The 21,514-nt window shown below is 69.1% G+C and carries 20 protein-coding genes; 7 read left to right on the top strand and 13 right to left on the bottom strand.

Features of this window, described 5'->3' with window-relative positions:
• Positions 1 to 111: 111 nt before the first annotated feature.
• The 3 genes from EBL84_RS06695 (at position 112) to amt (ending at position 4,112) form a co-directional block, all read left to right on the top strand.
• Positions 112 to 681 (top strand): LemA family protein, encoded by a 570-nt coding sequence (locus tag EBL84_RS06695; RefSeq protein WP_005222678.1) that lies wholly within the window; start codon positions 112 to 114, stop codon positions 679 to 681.
• A gap of 10 nt (positions 682 to 691) precedes the next feature.
• Entirely contained in the window at positions 692 to 1,618 is a 927-nt protein-coding gene (locus tag EBL84_RS06690) for a GIDE domain-containing protein (RefSeq protein ID WP_123140106.1), read from the top strand.
• A 235-nt stretch (positions 1,619 to 1,853) separates the two neighbouring features.
• Positions 1,854 to 4,112: an ammonium transporter gene (gene amt / locus EBL84_RS06685; RefSeq protein ID WP_123140105.1), complete on the top strand. Its 2,259-nt coding sequence runs from the start codon at positions 1,854 to 1,856 to the stop codon at positions 4,110 to 4,112.
• On the opposite strand, the gene ccoS is transcribed toward amt, so the two are convergent.
• The 12 genes from ccoS to surE all read right to left on the bottom strand — a co-directional run bounded on the left by ccoS (position 4,102) and on the right by surE (position 16,462).
• Positions 4,102 to 4,323, bottom strand: a complete 222-nt coding sequence (gene ccoS, locus EBL84_RS06680; protein WP_123140104.1) for a cbb3-type cytochrome oxidase assembly protein CcoS — start codon at positions 4,321 to 4,323, stop codon at positions 4,102 to 4,104. The genes amt and ccoS overlap by 11 nt on opposite strands.
• A gap of 17 nt (positions 4,324 to 4,340) precedes the next feature.
• Positions 4,341 to 6,848 carry a heavy metal translocating P-type ATPase gene (locus tag EBL84_RS06675; RefSeq protein ID WP_123140103.1) on the bottom strand — a complete coding sequence of 836 codons (2,508 nt, stop codon included), beginning with the start codon at positions 6,846 to 6,848 and terminating at the stop codon, positions 4,341 to 4,343.
• 10 nt (positions 6,849 to 6,858) lie between these two features.
• Positions 6,859 to 7,377 carry a FixH family protein gene (locus EBL84_RS06670; protein ID WP_123140102.1) on the bottom strand — a complete coding sequence of 173 codons (519 nt, stop codon included), beginning with the start codon at positions 7,375 to 7,377 and terminating at the stop codon, positions 6,859 to 6,861.
• A 39-nt stretch (positions 7,378 to 7,416) separates the two neighbouring features.
• A complete protein-coding gene (ccoG, locus tag EBL84_RS06665) occupies positions 7,417 to 8,835 on the bottom strand; it encodes a cytochrome c oxidase accessory protein CcoG (RefSeq protein WP_123140175.1) in 1,419 nt (472 codons plus the stop codon).
• Positions 8,836 to 8,969: 134 nt separating this feature from the next.
• Positions 8,970 to 9,884, bottom strand: coding sequence for a cytochrome-c oxidase, cbb3-type subunit III (gene ccoP / locus EBL84_RS06660; protein ID WP_123140101.1), 915 nt, complete (start codon positions 9,882 to 9,884; stop codon positions 8,970 to 8,972).
• The gene (locus tag EBL84_RS06655; RefSeq protein WP_123140100.1) at positions 9,871 to 10,089 is read right to left on the bottom strand and encodes a CcoQ/FixQ family Cbb3-type cytochrome c oxidase assembly chaperone; all 219 of its coding nucleotides are present in this window, start codon (positions 10,087 to 10,089) and stop codon (positions 9,871 to 9,873) included. The genes ccoP and EBL84_RS06655 overlap by 14 nt, the downstream gene beginning before the upstream one ends.
• Positions 10,082 to 10,828, bottom strand: coding sequence for a cytochrome-c oxidase, cbb3-type subunit II (gene ccoO, locus EBL84_RS06650; protein ID WP_123140099.1), 747 nt, complete (start codon positions 10,826 to 10,828; stop codon positions 10,082 to 10,084). Before ccoO ends, EBL84_RS06655 begins: the two co-directional genes overlap by 8 nt.
• 14 nt (positions 10,829 to 10,842) lie before the next feature.
• On the bottom strand, positions 10,843 to 12,276 hold the full coding sequence (gene ccoN / locus EBL84_RS06645) for a cytochrome-c oxidase, cbb3-type subunit I (protein WP_123140098.1): 1,434 nt from the start codon (positions 12,274 to 12,276) through the stop codon (positions 10,843 to 10,845).
• Positions 12,277 to 12,682: 406 nt separating this feature from the next.
• On the bottom strand, positions 12,683 to 13,513 hold the full coding sequence (locus tag EBL84_RS06640; protein WP_165913453.1) for an SEL1-like repeat protein: 831 nt from the start codon (positions 13,511 to 13,513) through the stop codon (positions 12,683 to 12,685).
• A 197-nt stretch (positions 13,514 to 13,710) separates the two neighbouring features.
• Positions 13,711 to 14,760 (bottom strand): RNA polymerase sigma factor RpoS, encoded by a 1,050-nt coding sequence (rpoS, locus tag EBL84_RS06635; RefSeq protein ID WP_123140096.1) that lies wholly within the window; start codon positions 14,758 to 14,760, stop codon positions 13,711 to 13,713.
• A 20-nt stretch (positions 14,761 to 14,780) separates the two neighbouring features.
• The gene (locus EBL84_RS06630; protein ID WP_123140095.1) at positions 14,781 to 15,641 is read right to left on the bottom strand and encodes a peptidoglycan DD-metalloendopeptidase family protein; all 861 of its coding nucleotides are present in this window, start codon (positions 15,639 to 15,641) and stop codon (positions 14,781 to 14,783) included.
• 68 nt (positions 15,642 to 15,709) lie between these two features.
• Complete coding sequence (gene surE / locus EBL84_RS06625) at positions 15,710 to 16,462, bottom strand: 5'/3'-nucleotidase SurE (protein ID WP_123140094.1); 753 nt, start codon at positions 16,460 to 16,462, stop codon at positions 15,710 to 15,712.
• A 248-nt stretch (positions 16,463 to 16,710) separates the two neighbouring features.
• On the opposite strand from surE, the gene EBL84_RS06620 reads away from it, so the two are divergent.
• On the top strand, positions 16,711 to 17,268 hold the full coding sequence (locus tag EBL84_RS06620; protein WP_123140093.1) for a Smr/MutS family protein: 558 nt from the start codon (positions 16,711 to 16,713) through the stop codon (positions 17,266 to 17,268).
• Between the two features lie 42 nt (positions 17,269 to 17,310).
• The gene (lgt, locus tag EBL84_RS06615; protein WP_123140092.1) at positions 17,311 to 18,147 is read left to right on the top strand and encodes a prolipoprotein diacylglyceryl transferase; all 837 of its coding nucleotides are present in this window, start codon (positions 17,311 to 17,313) and stop codon (positions 18,145 to 18,147) included.
• Between the two features lie 121 nt (positions 18,148 to 18,268).
• Here the strand turns inward: lgt and rpsT are convergent, their stop codons facing one another.
• Positions 18,269 to 18,532 carry a 30S ribosomal protein S20 gene (gene rpsT, locus EBL84_RS06610; protein WP_123140091.1) on the bottom strand — a complete coding sequence of 88 codons (264 nt, stop codon included), beginning with the start codon at positions 18,530 to 18,532 and terminating at the stop codon, positions 18,269 to 18,271.
• A 150-nt stretch (positions 18,533 to 18,682) separates the two neighbouring features.
• Between rpsT and murJ the strand changes: the two genes are divergently transcribed.
• Together murJ and ribF are read left to right on the top strand one after the other, a co-directional pair.
• On the top strand, positions 18,683 to 20,224 hold the full coding sequence (murJ, locus tag EBL84_RS06605) for a murein biosynthesis integral membrane protein MurJ (RefSeq protein ID WP_123140090.1): 1,542 nt from the start codon (positions 18,683 to 18,685) through the stop codon (positions 20,222 to 20,224).
• A gap of 322 nt (positions 20,225 to 20,546) precedes the next feature.
• On the top strand, positions 20,547 to 21,491 hold the full coding sequence (ribF, locus tag EBL84_RS06600; RefSeq protein WP_123140089.1) for a bifunctional riboflavin kinase/FAD synthetase: 945 nt from the start codon (positions 20,547 to 20,549) through the stop codon (positions 21,489 to 21,491).
• Positions 21,492 to 21,514: the final 23 nt, after the last annotated feature.

The raw sequence follows: 21,514 nt of genomic DNA, 5'->3' as shown, positions 1-21,514 counted from the left end.
CCCCCAAAGCATAGACCGGATCCGGGACAGGGTCGGGAGGGGCGTGTAGCATGGCGTGCGTGCCGGACGCGGATGCACACGGCCCGACGGACACCACACGAGGTCACAGCCATGAGCCTGACGCTTGTCATCCTGCTGGTCGCCCTGGCGCTGCTCGCCATCTACGCGATCGCCGTCTACAACGCCCTGGTGCGGCTCAAGCATCAGGTGGCCAAGAACTGGTCGAACATCGATGTCGTGCTCAAGCAGCGTCACGATGAGCTGCCCAAGCTGGTCAGCGTCTGTCGTCAGTACATGCGCTATGAACAGGAGACCCTGCAGCGCGTGGTCGAGGCGCGCGGGGCGGTGTTCGCCGCCCGCGAGCGCGGCGACCTGCGCCAGCTCGGCACCGCCGAGACCGCGCTGCGCGCCGGACTCGGTCAGCTGCTGGCGATCGCCGAGTCCTACCCCGAGCTGCAGGCCGACCGCGCCTTCCGCGACCTCGGGGCGCGCATCACCCAGCTCGAGGACACCATCGCCGACCGTCGCGAGCTCTACAACGAGAGCGTCAATCTGCTCAACGTCCGGCTCGCGCAGTTCCCCGATCTGCTGATCGCGCGCCGGCTCGGCTTCACCCCGGCGAGCCTCCTCGAGTTCAGCGAGGCGCGCGCCGACGTCGATCTCGACGCCCTGTTCGGCTGAGCCGGCGACCATGCTCGAGACGCTCGCCGATGCCCTGGCGCAGCCCCCGGCCGAGCAGTTCTGGATCGGCTGGACGATCGTCACCGCCGCGGCGCTGTTCGCGCTGCGCTGGACCCTCGGCCGCTACCACGACCTGCGCCGGGTCACCGACACCCCGACGGCACGGATCCGCTCCGCCGCCCAGGGACAGGTCGAGCTGCAGGGACTGGCCGCGCCCCACCAGGCGCCCCTGCTGGCACCGCTCACCGGCGCCCCCTGTCTGTGGTATCGCTACCGTATCGAGGAGCGCCGCGACAGCGGCCGGCAGCAGCGCTGGGTCAAGGTCGAGGCGGACAGCTCCGAGACCCCCTTCCTGATCGACGACGGCAGCGGGCAGTGTCTGGTCGACCCACGCGGCGCCCAGATACGCTGTCATCGCGCGCGGGTCTGGTATGGCCCACACCGCGGCGCGCCCCCCGGCACCGCGCCGAGCGCCTGGCAGCAACTGTTCGGCGGCGCGCGGCGCTGGCGGATGCGCGAGGAGCGCATCGAGCACCACGACCTGCTCTATGTCCTCGGTCATCTCGAGACCCCGCGACGCGGCCCCGAGGCGCGCGATCGCCTCACCCGCGCGCTGCTCAACCGCTGGAAACGCGATCCCGAGCGGATGCGTGCGCTCGATCGCAACGGCGACGGCGAGATCGATCTCGATGAGTGGGAGCGGGCACGCACCAAGGCCGCACAGCTTGCCGAGCACGCCGAGCGCCAGCTCGCCGCGACCCCGCCGCGACCACGCGTGGGACGCGGCCCCGACCCACGACTGCGCCCACTGATCGCCAGCGGCGACGAGGCCACCCTGATCGACCAACTGCAATGGCGCACCGCCGCCGGCGCCATCCTCACCGGCCTGCTCGCGCTCGGCAGCGCCCTGGCCCCGGCGCTGCGGCTCGGCGCCTGAGGGCTGCACCCGCTCCTCCCGCCACACCACATGGCCCCTCGCCGCACACCAGACCACTCGTCCGCCGTCCATCAACCCCGACTTGACCTCACCGGCAACGACAGCATCTTGCCCTGATAAGGGCAGGACAAACACCAGATTGGCATATCCCATGCTTTAAAAAGGGGCATCGAGGTGACGCCCGATCGACATGCACCAATATCGATCAGTCACTCATCAAGGATCGGACCCGGACATGCACAAAGCCCTTATTATTCTTTCCCTTGCCTTCTGCCCCAATGTGTTCGCCGCACCACCAGAAGCGCTCGATGTCGGTGCACGACTCGATCTCATCTGGGTACTGATCGCCGCCGGACTGGTGTTCCTGATGCAGGCCGGGTTCACCGCGCTCGAGTCCGGCCTGGTGCGCGCCAAGAACAGCTACAACGTCGCGATCAAGAACATCAGCGACTTCCTGGTCGCGGTGATCCTGTTCTGGCTGATCGGCTTCGCGCTGATGTTCGGCACCAGCCAGAACGGCTGGATCGGGCTGCACGGCTTCAACGGCTCGTTGCTCGACGCGCCCGGCGACTATGCCTTCTTCCTCTTCCAGGCGACCTTCGTCGGCACCGCCGCGACCATCGTCGCCGGCGCCGTGGCCGAGCGGATGAAGTTCAACGCCTATCTGATCATCTCGGCGATGATCAGCCTGCTGATCTATCCGGTCTCGGGACACTGGGCCTGGGGCAGCGCCTTCGCCGACACCACCCCCGGCTGGCTCGAGGCAATGGGCTTCATGGACTTCGCCGGCTCCACCGTGGTGCACTCGGTCGGCGGCTGGGTGGCGCTCGCCGGGGTGATCGTGCTCGGCCCCCGCCGCGGGCGCTTCGACGCGCAGGGCGAGCCGCAGCCCATCCCCGGTCACAACCTGCTGCTAGCCACGCTCGGCATCTTCATCCTCTGGTTCGGCTGGTTCGGCTTCAACGGCGGCAGCGCCCTCGCCGCCGATGCCTCGGTGCCCAAGATCATCCTCAACACCGTGCTCTCGGCGTGCGCCGGCGGGCTCGCCAGCCTGCTGCTCGCGCTCACCCTCAATCAGGGCCGGGTCCCGGTCGAGCGGGTGCTCAACGGCACCCTCGCCGGGCTGGTCTCGATCACCGCCGGCTGCGCCTTCGTCGAGCCGGGCAACGCGCTGTGGATCGGTGCGATCGGCGGTCTGCTGGTCTATGGCATCGAATCGGCGCTGCTCCATCTCGCGCGGCTCGACGACCCGGTCGGGGCGATCGCCGCGCACGGCTTCGGCGGGGTCTGGGGGACGCTGGCGCTCGCCCTCTTCGCCCCCGCCGACCAGCTCGCCACCGGCGGCCACCTCAGTCAGCTCGGGGTGCAGCTGATCGGGGTGGCGGCGGTGTTCGCCTGGGCCTTCGGCAGCGGCCTGGTGGTGTTCCTCGGACTGCGGCTGTTCCACGATCTGCGGGTCAGCCCGGAGGAGGAGGACGAGGGGCTCAACGTGGTCGAGCACGGTGCCCGCACGGTCTGGCTCGACACCATGCGCACCATGCAACAGATCGTCGAGAGCGGCGACCTGCGGTTGCGCGCGCCGGTGGAGAACGCCACCGAGGCCGGCGAGACGGCGCTCGCCTTCAACCGCATGCTCGATCGCTTCCAGGAGAGCATCCGGGTGATGACCGAGGTCGCCGGTCGGGTCCAGCTCGACAGCGACCAGCTCGCCGCCCTCGCCCACCAGACCCGCGACGGCGCGCGGCGTCAGCGCCAGGACGCCGAGGAGGCGCGACGCTTCGTCGAGCAGATGCTCGGCCACGCCGGACACACCCTGGCGAGCGCCCAGCGCGGGCTGGCCTCGGGACACAGCGCCGAGCAACGGGTGGAGCACGGCAGCGGCCAGATCGGCCGGCTCAACACCCTGGTCAGCCAGCTCGCCGGCCAGCTCGACGGCGCCTCGGAGCAGGCCGGATCGCTCTCGGCGCAGAGCCAGTCGATCGGCGAGGTGGTCGACCTGATCCGCGAGATCGCCGATCAGACCAATCTGCTCGCGCTCAACGCCGCAATCGAGGCAGCGCGCGCCGGCGAGCACGGGCGTGGCTTCGCCGTGGTCTCGGGCGAGATCCGTCAGCTCGCCACCAAGACCCGGCTGGCCACCGACGACATCCGCGAGCGTATCGAGCAGTTGCAGAGCGAGAGCCAGCGCACCGCCGAAACGCTCAGACGCGGCATGACCGAGGCCAACCAGAGCGCCGAGCAGGCCGCGGCGACGATGCAGGCGCTCGGTGAGATCGTCGAGTCGGTGGCCGAGATCAGCGCGGTCAACCGCGAGATCGTCGAGGCGGTCGAGCAGCAGCACGCGCTCTCCGAGCAGGTCGACACCCGCATCCGCGCGATCCACGACGTCTCCGAGGAGAGCAGTCAGGGCAGCGCGCTGATCGCCGAGAGCGCCACCGGGCTGCGCACCCAGGTCGGCACCCTCAACACCCAGGTCGCCGGCTTCAGTACCTAAGCCTATCCTCCGACGCCGACCCCGACGACTCCTCGTCGGGGTCGGCGTCGGGGAGGCGGCGCGGGTCGATCTCGTCCTCGTCCATGAGGATGCGCCGCCCGTCGCCGTCGAGGTCGTCGAACTGGCCGTTGCGCGCGGCCCAGAACAGCACCGCGACCGCGGCCAGGCCGAGCACCAGCATGCCCGGGATCAGTGCATAGATGACGTCCATCGGTCGGTCTCCGCGAATCAGCGAGGTGCGCGCGCCGGTCCCGGTGAGTCGTCGAGACCGGGGCGGATACGCGCAGAGTTGGCGATCACCGCCAGCGAGCTGAGCGGCATCGACACCGCGGCGATCAGCGGGGTGATGATACCGGCCATCGCCAGCGGCACCATGATCAGGTTGTAGGTCATCGAGATGGCGATGTTCTGGCGGATCGCGCGCAGGGTGCGCCGCGCCAGCACCACGGCCTCCGCCACGCGTTCGAGTTCGCCCGCCATCAGCACGATGTCGGCGCACTCGATCGAGACATCGGTGCCGCTGCCCATGGCGATGCCGACATCGGCGGCCACCAGCGCCGGGGCGTCGTTGACGCCATCGCCGACCATGGCCACCGCCGCGCCCTCGGCGCGCAGCCGCTCGACCACCCGCGCCTTGTCCTCGGGCAGCACCTCGGCGATGGTCGCCATGCCGCCGAGACGCTCGGCCACGGCGCGCGCGCGCGCCGCGCGATCGCCGCTGAGCAGGGTCAGGCGCAGCCCCGCGGCGCGTAACCGCGCCAACGCCTGCACGGCATCGGCGCGCAGCCGGTCCTCGATACGCAGCGCCAGCACCAGTTCGCCGTCGATCGCGCAACAGACCTCGCCGGGCTCGCCCTCGGGCAGCGCCACACCCGCCCCGGCCAGCCACTCGGCGCTGCCGGCGAGCACCTCCCGCCCTGCCACCCGCCCCCGTACCCCGCGACCGGGCAGCGCGACGAACCCCGTGACCGGCAGCCCGCCGTGCGCCACGCCGAGCGCCGCGCAACAGGCGACCACGGCGCGCGCCAGCGGGTGCTCGGAGTGCTGCTCGAGCGCGCCGAGCGCGGCCAGGGCCGCGCGCTGCGCCTCGGTCAGCCCGGTCTCGGGTGCGCGCCAGTCCTCATCGGGGGTACGCAACGCCACCACCCGCGCCCGGCCCTCGGTGAGGGTGCCGGTCTTGTCGAAGACCAGATGACGGATCGCCGAGAGCCGTTCGAGCACCGCGCCGTGCTTGATCAGGATGCCGCGCGCCGCCCCCCGCCCCGAGGCCACCGCCACGGCCATCGGCGTGGCCAGCCCGAAGGCGCAGGGACAGGTGACGATCAGCACCGCGGTCGCCGCCATCAGCGCCGACTCGAGGTCGTGACGTACCCAGATCATGAAGGTGACGAGCGCCAGCCCCAGGGTGGCGGCGACGAACCAGGGCACCACCCGGTCGGCGAGACGCTGGATCGGTGCGCGCGAACTCTGCGCCGACTCGACCAGGGCGATGATCCGCCCCAGCGCGGTCTCGGCGAGCACCCCGCCGACGCGCAACCGCAACGCGCCGGCGCCGTTGAGGGTACCGGCGGCGACCGTCGCGCCCGGCCCCTTGGCGACCGGGCGCGACTCGCCGCTGAGCATCGATTCATCGACGCCGCTCTCGCCGGCGATGACCTCGCCGTCGACGGCGATGCGCTCGCCGGGACGCACCAGCACCGTCATCCCCGGGGTGATCGCGCGCACCGCAACCAGGCACGGCTCGCCGTGCACGTCGAGCACCGTCGCCACCCGGGGCTGGAGGTCGAACAGGCGTTGGGTCGAGGCCACCGCGCGTCGTCGCGAGAGCGCCTCGAGATAACGCCCGAGCAGGATCACGAAGAGGAAGTTGACCACGGTGTCCCAGTAGACGTGACCTTGGTCGCCCAACCCCAGGGTGACGGCGAGCGAATAGCCGTAGGTGACGCTGACCCCGATGGCGATCGGCAGGTCCATGCCCAGTCGGGCGTGGCGCAGCCCGGCCCAGGCGCCACGGAAGAAGGGTGCGCCCGAATAGAGCAGGGTCGGGGTGGCCAGGGCGAACCCGAGCCAGTGGAAGAGCCCGCGGAACTCGCCCTGATCGGCGCCGCTGTAGAGCGCGATCGAGATCCACAGCAGGTTCATCATCGCGAACCCGGCCCAGGCGAGACGGAACAGCAGGTCGCGGTTCTCGCGCGCCAGCGCACCCTCGGCGGCCTCCGGGTCGAAGGGGACGGCGGCATAGCCGAGCGCGGCGAGCCGCGCGAGCACCCGCGACAGGCGCAGCCGCTCGCTGTCCCAGCGCAGTCGCAGCCGCCGTCCGGTGAGGTTGACCCGCGCCTCCTCGACCCCGGGCAGCGACTGCAGACCGTTCTCGATCAGCCACACGCAGGCGGCGCAGTGGATGCCCTCGACCTGGAGCTGGATGTCGCGGCAGCGCGCGCTGGTGTCGGTGAAGGCCTGCTGCACCGCATCGAGATCGTAGTGCTCGAGGTCGCGCGGCGGCTCGGGCGGCGGCGCCAGCAGCTCGTCGGCGCCGGTACGGCGATAGAAGCCCTCGAGCCCGGCGGCATGGATCGCCTCGCACACCCCCTTGCAACCGCTGCAACAGAAGCGGCGCTCGACCCCGGCGATCCGTGCCCGCTCGCCACCGCCGGGCCCGATCGGCAGACCGCAGTGATGGCAGCGCGCGGGCGCCTCCCCGGTCGTCGGCGCATGCTCCTCGATGATCGCGTCCATCGCCCAGGCGTCAGCGCGTGCCGACCTCGAGACGCTGGTCGAGGCTGTACTCGTCCTCGCCGTGCCCCACGGCGATCAGGGTGTCCCAGACCCCGGGCAGCGGGAAGGCGACCTCGGCGACATAGCGCCCCGCGCCCTCGCGGCGCATCGGTACGCTGAAGTCGCGCGCGGCGTCGGCCGGGCGATAGGCGTGGAGGGTGACGGCGTCGGCCTCGACCGGCTGGCCGGCGCGATCGACCAGGAACAGCCGGATCGCCTCGACGCGCCCCGGCTGCAGCGGCGGGATGTCGGCCTGCATCACCCAACCCGGATCGCGCGCGCGACGCGAGACCAGGGTGCGCTCGTAGTCCTGACCGCGCTCGTAGTAGTCGGCGTTGACCAGACCGGGGTTGGTGGCGACGGCGAGATAGACCATCAGCAGGTTGACCAGCAACACCACCACGATCAGCCCGACCCAGGCGATCACCCAGGGGCTGCGCCAGGCCGGGAGGGGTTGCGCCGGATGGACGGCGCCCGACTGTATCGGCATCTTGACCTCCTCCGCACCCGTCGGGACGGGCACGGCAACTCAGGGCGCGGGGGCGATGAACACGCTCTCGCGCGCGGTGTCGAGCCGCTGGCCGTCGCGACGGCGCGCCTCGGCATGGAAGACCACCGGCTGCTGCTCGGCGGCGAGCGCCGACTCCGGCACCCGCACGAACACCAGCGCCGGGGTCACCACCCCGGCGGCGGCCTGGATCGGCCGCTCCAGCCCGCTCACCTCGAGCCCGGGCGGTCCGCTCACCCGGATCTCGACGGCGAGCGGGTCCGGGGTCTTGTTGAGCAGTTTGAGGGTATAGCGGTTCTGGATCGAACCGTCGCTCAGACGCACGAACAGCGGCGCGCGCTCGTGCAGCACCTTGAGATCGAGCGCGGCGAGCGAGGCCAGACCGTAGACGATCCCGGCGAGCGCCAGGGTGAGGATGCCGCCATAGAGCCAGACCCGCGGGCGCAGTGCCAGGGGCCGGGTCTGTCGTCCCTCGAGTTCGTCGAGCGAGGCGTAGCGGATCAGTCCGCGCGCCTTACCGACCTTGTCCATCACCTGATCGCAGGCGTCGATGCACAGCGCGCAGGTGATGCAGCCCTCCTGCTGCCCCTGGCGGATGTCGACCCCGGTGGGACAGACCGCGACGCACTGGTTGCAGTCGATGCAGTCGCCCTGCCCGGCGGCGGCCTCGCCGCCCCGCCGCAACCGTCCGCGCGGCTCGCCACGCCCGGTGTCATAGGCCGGCACCAGGGTGGTGGGATCGAGCATCACCCCCTGGATGCGCGCATAGGGACAGAGCCAGAAGCAGACCTGTTCGCGCAGAAAGCCGGCGAGCACATAGGTACCGGCGGTGAACAGGGCCACGGTGACATAGGCCGCAACCCCGGCCTCGCCGGTGAAGAAGGTCCACCACAGCGTTGGCGCATCGACGAACCAGGCGACGAAGCTGAAGCCGGTGAACCAGCCGATCACCAGCCACAGCAGGTGCTTGGGCAGGCGCGCCCGCAGCCTGACGGCGAACGGCGCCTGGTCGAGCCGACGGCGCGCTGCCGGCGGTCCCTCGAGGCGTTCCTCGATCCAGGTGAAGACATCGGTCCACACCGTCTGGAAGCAGAAATACCCGCACCAGGCGCGCCCCACCACCGCCGTCACCACCGCCAGCAGGATGGCGAAGAACAGCAGCAGCAGCGACAGCATCCAGAAGTCCTGCGGCAGCACGGTGGCGCCGAACAGGTGGTACTGACGGTTGGGGATGTCGAAGAGCACCGCCTGACGACCGTCCCAGCGCACATAGGGTCCGAGGAAGAACACCAGCCAGACCGAGGCGGTGAGCCACTTGAAGGTGCGCCAGCGACCCGCCAGCCGCTTGGCGTGGATGGTCTCGCCGCCGGCGTTGACATGCCACTGCGCGGCCTCGGCGTACAGACCCTCGACCTCGGTGGCGCGATCTCGGCTACTCATCGACATCCCTCGGGGCGAGACCCCGCTGCGACGGGGCACGACCGCCCCGATTGATGCCCCACGACTCGGCGGTCAGGGGCAGCGTACCCGTCAGAGCATTGGGGCGCGGCACCCCATGACCAAGCACCGGCGTCTCAGAGACCACCGCCGAGCAGGCGCACGTAGACCACCAGCTTCTTGATCTCCTGGGGATCGAGACGGCGGATCTCGACGTCCTCGACCCGCGCGGTCGGCCCGAAGGCGGGCATCACCGCCTCGCGGGTCTGCTCCACCCCGGACTGGTTGACGCCGTAGAGGATGGTATGGCGCGCGCTCTCGTAACCGCCGGGCTCGAAGCGCCAGATGCGGTCGGTGAGATCGGCCGCGCCGACGGTGATCACCTCGCCGCCGGGCAGCTCGGCGAGCACGCCGTTGGCCGTCGGACCATGACAGCCGCTGCAGCCCTTGGTCGAGAACAGCTGCCAACCGGCCTCGCTGCCCGGCTCGCCCTGGCTCATCTCGACCGTCCAGCGCGCCAGGGTGTCGACCTCCTCGGCGCTGAGGATGTCCTGGTGCGCCAGCATGTTGCCCTTGCGCCCCTGGGTGATGGTCTCGGTGAGCTTGGCGGTGCTGCCGCCATAGAGCCAGTCGTCGTCAGCGAGCACCGGATAGCCGGGGTTGCCCTGACCGCCGCTGCCGTGACAGGCGGCGCAGTTGTCGCCGAACAGCACCTTGGCCGAGGCCAGGGTGTACTGGGTGAGCCCGGGGTCGGCGAGGATCTCCTCGACCCCGAGCGCGCCGATGCGTGACTCGAACTCGGCGCGCCGCGCCTCGATCTGCGCCACCCCCCGCTCGTACTCCTCGATCTGGGTCCAGCCGAGGATGCCGGGGGTGGGCTCCTCGCCCACCGGCCAGCTCGGGTAGAGGATGGTGTAGCCGATCACCCACAGGATCGAGGTCCAGAAGCCGATCATCCACCAGCGCGGCGGCGGGTTCTGCAGCTCGCGCAGGTCGCTGTCCCAGATATGACCGGTGTTGTTCTCGCCGGGGAAGGGGTTATGGTCGGCCATCGCGCGCTCCCGTGCCTTCGTCGTCGTCGTCATCGAAGGGGATGTGCTTCATGGACTCGAGACGGTCGCGGTTCTTCGGGCGGAAGACCAGGAAGTAGGCCACCACCATCAGCACGAAGACCACCACGGTGAGGATGGTGCCGACCCAGTCGTTGACCGTCATCGCCTGCCAGTCGGTGTGGAAGTAATCGCTGAGGCTATTCACGGTAGGTCTTGGCCTCGTCGAGTGCGACCATGGTGCCGAGCACCTGCAGATAGGCCACCAGGGCGTCCATCTCGGTCTTGCCCTCGAGCAGCGCCGGGGCGGCCTCGATGTCGGCCTCGGTGTAGGGCACGCCGAGCGAGCGCAGCCCGCGCATGTGCCACTGGATCCGCCAGCCGCTGGGGTAGCGGGTATCGAGCCAGGGATAGCCGGGCATCACCGACTCGGGCACCACCGCACGCGGGTCGCGCAGGTGCTGGCGGTGCCAGGCGTCGGAGTACTTGCCGCCGACCCGCGCCAGGTCCGGCCCGGTGCGCTTGGAGCCCCACTGGAAGGGGTGGTCGAACATCGACTCGGAGGCGAGCGAGTAGTGACCGTAGCGCTCCTTCTCGTCGCGGAAGGGGCGCACCATCTGCGAGTGACAGGTGTAGCAGCCCTCGCGCTGGTAGATATCACGCCCGACCAGCTCCAGCGGGGTGTAGGGTCGCACCCCCTCGCCCGCGGTCCAGTTCCACTGCTCGCGCCCGTCGGCGTCGACGGTGACGATCGGGGCCTCGCCGGCCTTGGCCCAGACGATCTCGGGGAAACGCGCGTGCTCCATGGTGTTCTTCATGTAGAACAGCGGCACGATCTCCACCAGCCCGCCGACCGACAGCACCAGGGCGAGCACGATCAGCAGCCCCCAGATATTGACTTCCATCCACTCCTGGAAGCTCTTCGGCTTGGTCTTCTGCCTGCTCATGGGACAACTCCGGTTCAGGCCGGCGCCGGCAGCGCGCGGGCACGATCGAGATTGCCCTCGGCGAGCGACTTGCGCACGGTCATCAGCACGTTGAACAGCATGATCACGGCGCCGAACAGGAAGATCATGCCGCCGGTGGCGCGCATCGCGTAATAGGGATGCATGGCGTCGACCGACTCGACGAAGGTGTAGGCGAGGGTCCCGTACTCGTCATAGGCGCGCCACATCAGCCCCTGCATGATCCCCGAGACCCACATCGCGACGATATAGATCACGGTGCCGATGGTGGCGGTCCAGAAGTGCAGGTTGATCAGCCGTATCGAGTACATCTCGGTGTGATAGAGCCGGGTCATCAGGTGGTAGATGGCGCCGATGGAGATACCGGCGACCCAGCCGAGCGCCCCGGAGTGGACGTGACCGATGGTCCAGTCGGTGTAGTGCGAGAGCGCGTTGACGGTCTTCAGCGACATCACCGGTCCCTCGAAGGTCGACATCGCGTAGAAGGCCAGGGCGATGATCAGGAAGCGCAGCACATAGTCGGTGCGCAACCGGTCCCAGGCCCCGGAGAGGGTCATCATGCCGTTCACCGCCCCGCCCCAGGAGGGGATGATCATGGCGATCGAGACCGCCGCACCGAGCGAGCCGGTCCAGTCGGGCAGCGCGGTGTACTGCAGATGATGGGCGCCGAGCCAGACGTAGCCGAACATCAGCGACCAGAAGTGGATCACCGAGAGGCGATAGGAGTAGACCGGACGACCGGCCTGCTTGGGCACGAAGTAATACATGATGCCGAGGAAGCCGGCGGTGAGATAGAAGCCGACGGCGTTGTGCCCCCACCACCACTGGATCATCGCGTCCTGCACCCCGGAGAAGATCGAGTAGGACTTGAACAGCCCGACCGGGATGGCGAGGCTGTTGACCACGTGGAGATAGACGATCATCACCATCATGCCGAGGAAGAACCAGTTCGACACATAGATGTGCGAGGTCCTGCGCCGGGCGATGGTCATGATGAAGTTGATGGTGAAGGCCAGCCACACCACCGCGATGAGGATGTCGATCGGCCACTCCAGCTCGGCGTACTCCTTCGACTGGGTCAGCCCCAGCGGCAGGGTGATCACCGCCAGCAGGATCACCAGGTTCCAGCCCCAGAAGGTGAAGCGCGCCAGCCGCGGACTCCACAACCGCACCCCGCAGGTGCGTTGCACGGTGTAGAAGGCGGTGGCCATCAGGGTACAGCCGCCGAAGGCGAAGATAACGGCGTTGGTGTGGAGCGGGCGCAGCCGCCCGAAGGAGAGATAGGGGGAGTCGAAGTTCAGCGCCGGCCAGGCAAGCTCGGAGGCGATGTAGACCCCGACGGCGGCACCGACGACCAGATAGACCACGGCCATGACCGTGAACCAGCGTACGACGTCGAGGTCGTATTTCTGCTCCAGATTGGCATCCATAACGGCTCCTCTGGACACGACGATGGATGAGCCGGGAAGCGCCGCATCCGTGACGACTCCCGAGGTGCGAACGCGCACCACCCTGCTCGGGCGTCCCGGCGATGCCACCGATCACGCCCCGACGGTCGACTCGAAGCCGATCCATCCGCTGCCGTCGGCCCCGACACCGCCGAGCAAATAACACTGGATCCGCGCCCCAAAGTCAACCAAAACGCTCAGGTAATTCCCACCGCCGTCCTCCAAGCGCTGGCAGCGGCGAGCGCGGTTGCAAGACTGCCGCCGCGAACCGGGCGGGAGCGGGATCACACACGGAGAAGTTGCGTCCATCCCGGCATGCGCACAAGGGCGGCGCGACGGATCGGGGAGCACCGCTCGTCGGCAAGGGCGCAAGCGATGGCGCCGAGGACTAGAAGCCGAGCGGCAGTGGCTGGACGGGGCCGGTGGGGTGTGGCAGGTCGCGATCGATATGGCGCGAACGATCCTGGGCGCGATTGACCTCCTCGGTCGAGAGCATGCGGCGCAGCCGGTCACGATCGATCTCGGCATGGGGATCGCCGCGCGCCGAGGCGAGATTCAGCCAGACATAGGCCTCGACCAGGTTCTTCTCGACACCACGACCGGTACGCAGCATCCGCCCCAGTCGCGCCATCGCCTGGGGATTACCCTGGGCGGCGGCGCGCCGATACCAGGCGAGCGCCAACTCGTAGTCCTGGATCACCCCGCGTCCCTTCTCGTAGAGTCCGCCCATCACCAACTGGGCGCGCACGTGCCCCTGTTCGGCGGCCTTGGCGACCCACTCGGCGGCCTCGCCGAGACGACGCTGCTCGCCACGCTCCCAGTGCCGCTGCACGATCGCCAACCCCAGCTGGTACTGCGCCTCGGCATCGCCGGACTCGGCCGCTGCCAGCAGTTCGGGATTGGCGTAGGGAAGCGAAAAACCATAGGGCTCGGGCGCCAGGACGGCCAGCACCGGGTCCTCCGACGCGGGGCGCTCACGTTCGACCGCGCCGCCATCGGGCTGGCGCAGCGCCGCCCACACCCCCGCGCCCCCGATCACCGCCAGGGCGATGCCAGCCATCGCCCACTGCTGGATGAGCAGGTAGTCGGTACTCAGGAAGCGCGCACCACAGTCACAGCAGCGAAACCAGGATCGAAACCAGGGGCGTGCCCTCCGCCCACCGGACTGCAAGCGCGACTTGCGGGTGTTGTAGCTTCCACACTGCGGACACTGTTCCATGACGACGACACCGGGAGAAACTGGAGCGGGAGCAACACGAATCAACGACGCGGCGACAACGAAGATCGTCCGTTCACGCAGTGGCCACGCAGCGCCAAGGCCCAATATTCCACATCGGTGCAGCAAACACAAAGGCATGCGACAAGACGCAGGGCATGTCGCAACCGTCACGAAAAGTGCTCAATGCACGAGGAACACTATTTGAAAAACGCGTCGACCGAGAACCCTTCCTTCTCGAGGATGTCACGCAGCCGGCGCAACGCGTCCATCTGGATCTGACGCACCCGCTCACGGGTCACACCGAGCTCCTGGGCGACGCTCTCCAGGGTCGAGTGCTCATAGCCGTGCAGCCCGAAACGGCGCTCGACGACCTCGCGCTGCTTGTCGTTGAGCTTGCCCAGCCAGTGCTCCAGATTGGTCTGGATATCGGTGTCCTGGATGCGTTCGGTGGGGTCGTCGGCGCCCTCGTCCTGGAGCATGTCGACGAGCGGTTTGTCGGCATCCTTGCTGAAGGGGGTATCGACCGAGGCGATGCGCTCGTTGAGCCCGAGCATGCGCTTGACCTCGGTGATCGGACGATCGAGCAGCTCGGCGATGTCCTCGGTGGTCGGCTCGTGATCGAGCTGCTGGGCGAGCTGGCGTGCGGCCTTGAGATAGACGTTGATCTCCTTGACCACATGAATCGGCAGGCGCACGGTGCGGGTTTGATTCATGATCGCCCGCTCGATGGTCTGACGGATCCACCAGGTCGCGTAGGTCGAGAAGCGAAAGCCACGCTCGGGGTCGAACTTCTCGACCGCGCGGATCAACCCGAGGTTGCCTTCCTCGATGAGGTCGAGCAGCGGCAGACCGCGATTGAGATAGCGCCGGGCGATCTTCACCACCAGCCGCAGGTTGCTCACGATCATCCGCTGACGCGCGGCATTGTCTCCGGCCTGCGCCAGGCGCGCGTAGTGCACCTCTTCCTCGGCGGTGAGCAGCTTCGAGCCGCCGATCTCGTTCAGATAGAGCCGGGTGGCGTCGAAGTCGGCGTCACTCGATGGCAGGCGGGCGGTCGTCGCACTGCGCGCCCGTTCGCCCGCCCCGTCGCTGTCACCATCGTTTTCAGCGTCGCTCTGATCGACAGTGTCAGAGTCGCGACCCTCTTCCTGACCATCCTCGTCGTCACGCTCATAGCCCGAGACCGGGACATCGTCCTCGGTCGCGTTGGGGTTGTCGTGGGCCTGTCGACCTTTGGCGGTTGGCATCCACCTCTCCCTCCGTTGAATCAACGGGGTTGTTTACGCACGGGCAAGTAGAGTACCGGATCGACAGCCGTGCCGTGGCGGCGAATCTCGAAATGCAACAGATAGGCGCCATCCGGGGACTGTCCGATCTCGGCCAGGGGCTGGCCGCGCTTGACCTGCGCCCCTTCCTTGACGAACAGCTTGCGGTTGAATCCGTACGCGCTCAGATACTTCTCGCTGTGCTTGACGATGATAAGGTTGCCGTATCCCTTGAGTCCACTACCGCTGTAGACCACCTTGCCGGGTGCCGCGGCACGCACCTGCAGACCCACGCGACCACCGATGCGGATCCCCTGGCGGGTGCGGTCGGCGTTGCGGAAGTCCTGCACCACGGGACCGTCGATCGGCCACTCCCAGTCCACCCCGGAAGCGGCCCGACGACTCCCCGGCGCGCCCGCCGGGCTGGTGTCGACGCGCGCGACCACCGGCCTGGACGACGACGGCCGACGGGGCGGTGTCGTCGCCTTGTCGGCGCCGGCGTGCTGCGTCACGGCGCGTGCCGGAGGACCGGAACGGGCCCGTGCACCGGTCGGGGGGTCGATCCGCAGCAGGGTCCCGGCATAGATGGTGTAAGGCGCCTCGAGTCGGTTCCACTCGGCCAGGGCGCGCAGCCGCTGGCCGCGTCGCGCGGCGATCTCGCCGAGGGTGTCGCCGGGGCGCACCAGATAGAAGCCGTCGGGAACCGGACCCTGCCAGTCCCAGTCATAGACCGGCGCCGGCCCGGTCGAGCCGCAACCACCGAGCCCGAGCGCCGAGACCAGCGCCAGCAGCACCAGCCACCCGACCCCGGAGCGCCTGCTCGGGGTACGGTCGGGGGCCATTCCTCGGGGACAAGTCACCACAGTGTCGCCTCCAGTCATCCTTCAATGGGTGTCGACGCGCGATAGACAAGGGGTGGGGCGACAGACGCTCAACGGCGTTCGCCGTCCAGCCATCGATCAAGGGTCTCGAGCGCACTGTGTCGGGTCAGGTCGACCTGCAGCGGCGTGATCGAGACGAAGCCATTGCGCACGGCATGGAAATCGGTGCCGACGCCCGCGTCCTGCTCCGGGCCGGCCGGCCCCACCCAGTAGATGGTCCGTCCGCGCGGATCCTGCGCGGCGACCACCGGCTCGGCCTTGTGACGCTGCCCCAGACGCGTCGCGCGAAAGCCGGCGAGCGACTCATAGGGCAGATCCGGCACATTGACGTTGAGGATCAGGTTCGGTTCGAGCGGCCGCTCGCGCAGTCGCGACACCAGCTCGACGGCGACCCGCGCGGCGCTGTCGAGATGACGCGGCGCATGCACCGCGCTCGACACCGCGATCGCCGGCAGCCCGAGGAAGCGTCCCTCGGTCGCGGCGGCGACGGTGCCGGAGTAGATCACGTCGTCACCCAGGTTGGGGCCGTGATTGATCCCGGCAACCACGATATCGGGCTCGATCTCGGGCAGCCCGGTGAGCGCCAGATGCACGCAGTCGGTCGGCGTGCCGTCGACACTCATGTAGCCGTTGGGCCGGCGCCTGACGCGCAGCGGGACGTCGAGCGTCAGCGAATTGCTGGCGCCGCTGCGATCGCGTTCGGGCGCCACCACGTGCACGGTGCCGAGCGCGCGCAGCCCCTCGGCCAATGCCACCAGTCCGGGTGACTGATAACCATCGTCGTTGCTGACCAGGATCTTCATGCGTTGGTTGTCTGTCGATTACTGAGATGGATGCGGACAGGCTGACGGGGCACGCCAGCGTCGGCGCCGACGCCCCCGGAGACGCGGACAGGGACCGGGTGACAGAGCGGCAGGATGAGCGCAGATCATACGCAAAAGGCGCGGCGCCGACACCCGTGCCCCGGCGCGTGCCCCTGATATACTGCCCCGCGCCTGGCCACGGCCATCCTCATTCAATGCCCAGGACAACCCACAGCCCGGACCCCCGCATGAAGAGACAGATCGAGCAAGCCGATGTGGAGCTGTTCCTGCAAACGGTCGGCGAGGTCACCCGGCTGGAGGTCGAGACGCCACCACCGAGCGAGCGGCGCCGACCGCCGCCCGTACCGCGCCCGCGCGAACCCGAGCTCGATGATCCGGAACCCATCGCGGGACTCTCCGAGGTCAATCTCGAGACCCCGGAGTACCTGCTGTTCTCGCGCCCCGGAATCCAGCGCAGGGTGCTCGGCGAGCTGCAGCGCGGCGCCATCGAGGTCGGGCTCGAGGTCGACCTGCACGGCCTCAACGCCACCTACGCCAAGGCGCTGCTCGGCGACTTCCTCGCCGAGTGCGGACATCGCCGGATCCGTTGCGCGCGCATCATCCACGGCAAGGGCTACCGTTCATCGGGCAACCAGCCGGTGCTCAAGCAGAAGCTCAACTACTGGCTGCGGCTCTACGATCAGGTCCTCGCCTTCTGCTCGGCGACGCGACGCGACGGCGGTACCGGCGCGCTCTACGTGCTGCTGCGCAACCCCGACAAGTCGCGCCGTCAGCAGCGCCGCTGAGCATTCATCCAACCGCCATCCCCGAGTGAGACCATCGCCCTCATGCTGACCTACCCCGACATCGATCCCGTCGCCCTCGCCCTCGGCCCGCTCCAGATCCACTGGTACGGCCTGATGTACCTGCTCGGCTTCGCCGCCGCCTGGGGGCTGGGACGCTGGCGTGCCGCCCGTCCCGGCAGCGGCTGGAGCGGGGTCATGGTCGACGACCTGATCTTCTACGGGGTGATCGGAGTGATCCTCGGCGGGCGGCTCGGCTACATGCTGTTCTACGGGCTCGACCAGGTAGCCGCCGACCCGCTGGCCCTGCTCCGGGTCTGGGAGGGCGGCATGTCCTTCCACGGCGGGCTGCTCGGGGTGCTGATCGCCACCGCGCTGTTCTCGCGCCGCCAGGGCCTGACCTTCTTCCAGGCCACCGACTTCCTCGCCCCGCTGGTGCCGCTGGGTCTGCTCGCCGGGCGGATCGGCAACTTCATCAACGGCGAACTCTGGGGACACCGCACCAATCTGCCCTGGGGGGTTCAGCTGCCCTGCGAGCAGTTTCCCCGCCAGTGTCTCGACCAGCCGGCCACCACGCTGTTGAGCCCGGCGGTGCACGCCTCGCAACTCTACGAGGCGCTGCTCGAGGGGCTGGTGCTGTTCGTCGTGCTGTGGCTGTTCTCCAGCCGGCCGCGCCCGACCATGGCCGTCTCCGGGCTGTTCCTGGTCGGCTACGGGGCGGCGCGCTTCAGTGTCGAGTTCGTGCGCCTGCCAGACGCCCATCTCGGCTATCTCGCCTTCGGCTGGTTGACCATGGGCCAGCTGCTCACCCTGCCGATGATCCTCGCCGGGGCCTTGCTGCTGGCGCTTGCCTATCGGCGCCCGACCGGCGAGCGGGCCTGATGGGGTACGCCCGAGGTCCGGACTGCGCGCCCGGAGCGGGCGCCGGAGCGCCGGGACGCGGACACAAAAAAACCGGCCAGTGGCCGGTTTTTTCGGTGCCGGAAGCGGTTGCTTCGACGGATCAGCCCATCGCCTTGATGTGTGCGTTCAGGCGGCTCTTGTGACGAGCGGCCTTGTTGGCGTGGATCAGACCCTTGCGGGCGGCACGATCGATACGGGGAGCGGCGTCTTGGAAGGCCTGGACGGCTGCTTCCTTGTCGCCCGCCTTGATGGCCTTGATCACCTTCTTGACGAAGGTGCGCAACGTGCTGCGCTGCGCCATGTTGCTCTGGCGGCGGGTTTCGGCCTGACGGGCGCGCTTGCGGGCTTGTGCTGAGTTGGCCAACGGGGGTCTCCTGGAAATCCGGCGAATTGATCTTAAGAGCGGATAAAGACCGAGCATTCTTCCGCCATCTCTGTCCATTGTCAAGGACCTTGATGCGCTAAATGCTTCTTGCGCCATTATAATGTGCGATTTCACGAGGAGTCCCGCCAGGTGTCATCGCTCTCCGGTTCAGCACTCGTGGTCGGCGGCAACACCCTGCTCTCGCGCATCCTCGGCTTCGTCCGCGATCTGGTGATCGCCCGTGCCTTCGGCGCCGACGCCACCACCGATGCCTTCTTCGTCGCCTTCAAGATCCCCAACTTCCTCCGCCGGCTGTTCGCCGAGGGCGCCTTCGCCGCAGCCCTGGTACCGGCACTGGAGGAACGCCGTCGCCACGGCGGGCGCGCCGGCCTGACACGACTCGTCGACGAACTCGCCGGCACCCTGGGGCTGCTGCTGGTGCTCTTCACCGCGCTCGGTACCCTCGTCGCGCCGCTGTTGATCCTGCTCTTCGCCCCCGGCTTCGGCGCGGACACCGACCAGCTCGCCCTCGCCGCCGAGCTGCTGCGCCTGACCCTGCCCTATGTGCTGCTGATCAGCCTCACCGCGCTGGCCGGTGCGGTGCTCAACTGTCACGAGCGCTTCGCCGTACCCGCCTTCACCCCGGTGCTGCTCAACCTGGCGCTGATCGGCGCGGCGCTGTTGCTCGCCCCCCGACTCGAGCGTCCGGTGCTCGCGCTGGCCTGGGGGGTCTTGCTCGGCGGTGCCGCACAGCTCGCGCTGCAGCTCCCGGCGCTCGCCCGGCTCGGCCTGCTGCCACGCCCGCGTCTCGCCCTCGACTCGCCGGTGGTGCGGCGCATCCTGCGCCGCCTGGGACCGGCGCTGCTCGGCGTCTCGGTGGTCCAGCTCAGCCTGCTGCTCGACACCCTGCTCGCCTCCTTCCTCACCCCGGGCAGCATCTCCTGGCTCTATTACGCCGAACGGCTGATGGAGTTCCCGCTCGGGCTGCTCGCCGCCGCGCTCGGGGTGGTCATCCTGCCCCGACTCACCCGTGGCAGCGGCGCGGCAAGCGCACGACGCTTCTCCGCTACCCTCGACTGGGGACTGCGCTGGACGCTGCTGCTCGGACTGCCGGCGGCGGTGGGGCTCGCGGTGCTCGCCGAGGGGCTGATCGCCACCCTGTTCCAGTCCGGCGCCTTCGGCGACACCGATGTCACCCACGCCGCCAGGGCGCTGAGCGCCTATGCACTCGGCCTGCTCGCCTTCATCGCGATCAAGGTGCTCGCCCCCGGCTGCTATGCCCGTCACGACACCCGCACCCCGGTACGGATCGCGTTGATCGCCCTCGGGATCAACCTGGTGCTCGACCTCGCGCTGATGGGGCCGCTCGGACACGCCGGACTGGCGCTGGCCACCACCCTAGCGGCCCTGCTCAACGCCCTGCTGCTGCTGCGCGCACTGAGACGCGACGGCAGTTACCGCCCGCGCCCGGGCTGGCCCGCGCTCGGCGCCGCGGTGCTCGGCGCCAGCCTGGCGATGGCCGGGATGTTGCACTGGGCGCTCGGCACACTCGACTGGGGCGCGCTCGCCCCCTGGGACCGGGCCTGGCACCTCGGCGGCGCCATCCTCGCCGGCGCCACCCTCTACGCCGCCCTCGTCCTCCTCGCCGGCGTGCGGCCGCGCCACCTCGCCGCCCCCGAGCGACGGCGCTGACACCAGCGGCCAGCGGATTGAACCGCAAAGCCGCAAAGCACGCGAAGGGAGAGGAAGGATCAATCGATGATCATGGCGATCACCCTTCCCCTCCGGCGGCTGCGGGCTGGGGGCTGATCGCTGGCGGCTATAACCGACAGGCCGGATGCCGATGCGTGCGGTCTTCGCTTGGTCACTCATCCCAGCCTACGTCTCACCCCCTTGGCGTCCTTGGCGCCTTTGTGGTTCGATCCCTCGCTGGCGGCTGAGCCTCTCACGCCCCATCGTCGCCCCACGACGCGTATACTCAGCACCTTTGCCCATTGTTCCCTGCACTGCTGCCATGAGGCTTATCCGCGGTCTTCACAACCTGCGTCCCGGCGACCGGGGCTGTGTCGCCACCATCGGCAACTTCGACGGCGTCCACCTCGGACACCGCAGCATCTTCCAGCGTCTGCTCGAACAGGGGCGCGCGCTCGGGCTGCCGGCGACCGTGATCACCTTCGAGCCGCAGCCGCTCGAGTGCTTCGCGCCGGAGACCGCGCCGGCGCGGCTCACCCGGCTGCGCGAGAAGCTCGCGGCGATCGCCCACTGCGGCATCGAGCGGGTGATGGTGCTCGGCTTCGGCCCCAGGCTCGCGGCGATGCCGGCCGAGCGCTTCGTGCACGAGCTGCTGATCGAGGGGCTGGGGGTCAATCACCTGCTCGTCGGCGACGACTTCCGCTTCGGTCACGGTCGCGCGGGCGACTTCGCGCTGCTCCGGCGCATGGGCGCGGCACACGGCTTCAGCCTGGAGAACCTCCATACCGTGACCCACGCCGAGGAGCGCATCAGCAGCACCCGGGTGCGCGAGGCGCTCGCCCGAGGGGATCTCGAGCAGGCCGAGCACCTGCTCGGGCGGCCCTATCGCATCGCCGGACGGGTCGGTCACGGCGACAAGCGCGGACGCACCATCGGCTTCCCCACCGCCAACATCGACCTGCACCGCCGGGTCAGCCCGCTGCACGGCGTCTACGCGGTGCGGATGCACGGACTCGGCCCCGTGCCCCGCCCCGGGGTCGCCAACATCGGCACCCGCCCCACGGTCGACGGGCGCGCCCATCAGCTCGAGGTCCATCTGTTCGACTTCGCCGCCGACATCTACGGGCGTCAGGTCGAGGTCGAGTTCTGTCTCAAGCTGCGCGACGAGCAGCGCTTCGCCTCCTTCGAGGCGCTCAAGCACCAGATCCAGCTCGACGCGGACACCGCGCGCGCCTATCTCGGCCGCACCCCGGCGCCCGCCCCCTGACCCCCCGAGCGGCCACGGCGCCG

It is taken from the genome of Marichromatium sp. AB31, assembly GCF_003718685.1.
GTDB lineage: Bacteria > Pseudomonadota > Gammaproteobacteria > Chromatiales > Chromatiaceae > Marichromatium > Marichromatium gracile.
This window is presented reverse-complemented; position numbering and strand designations above follow the sequence as displayed.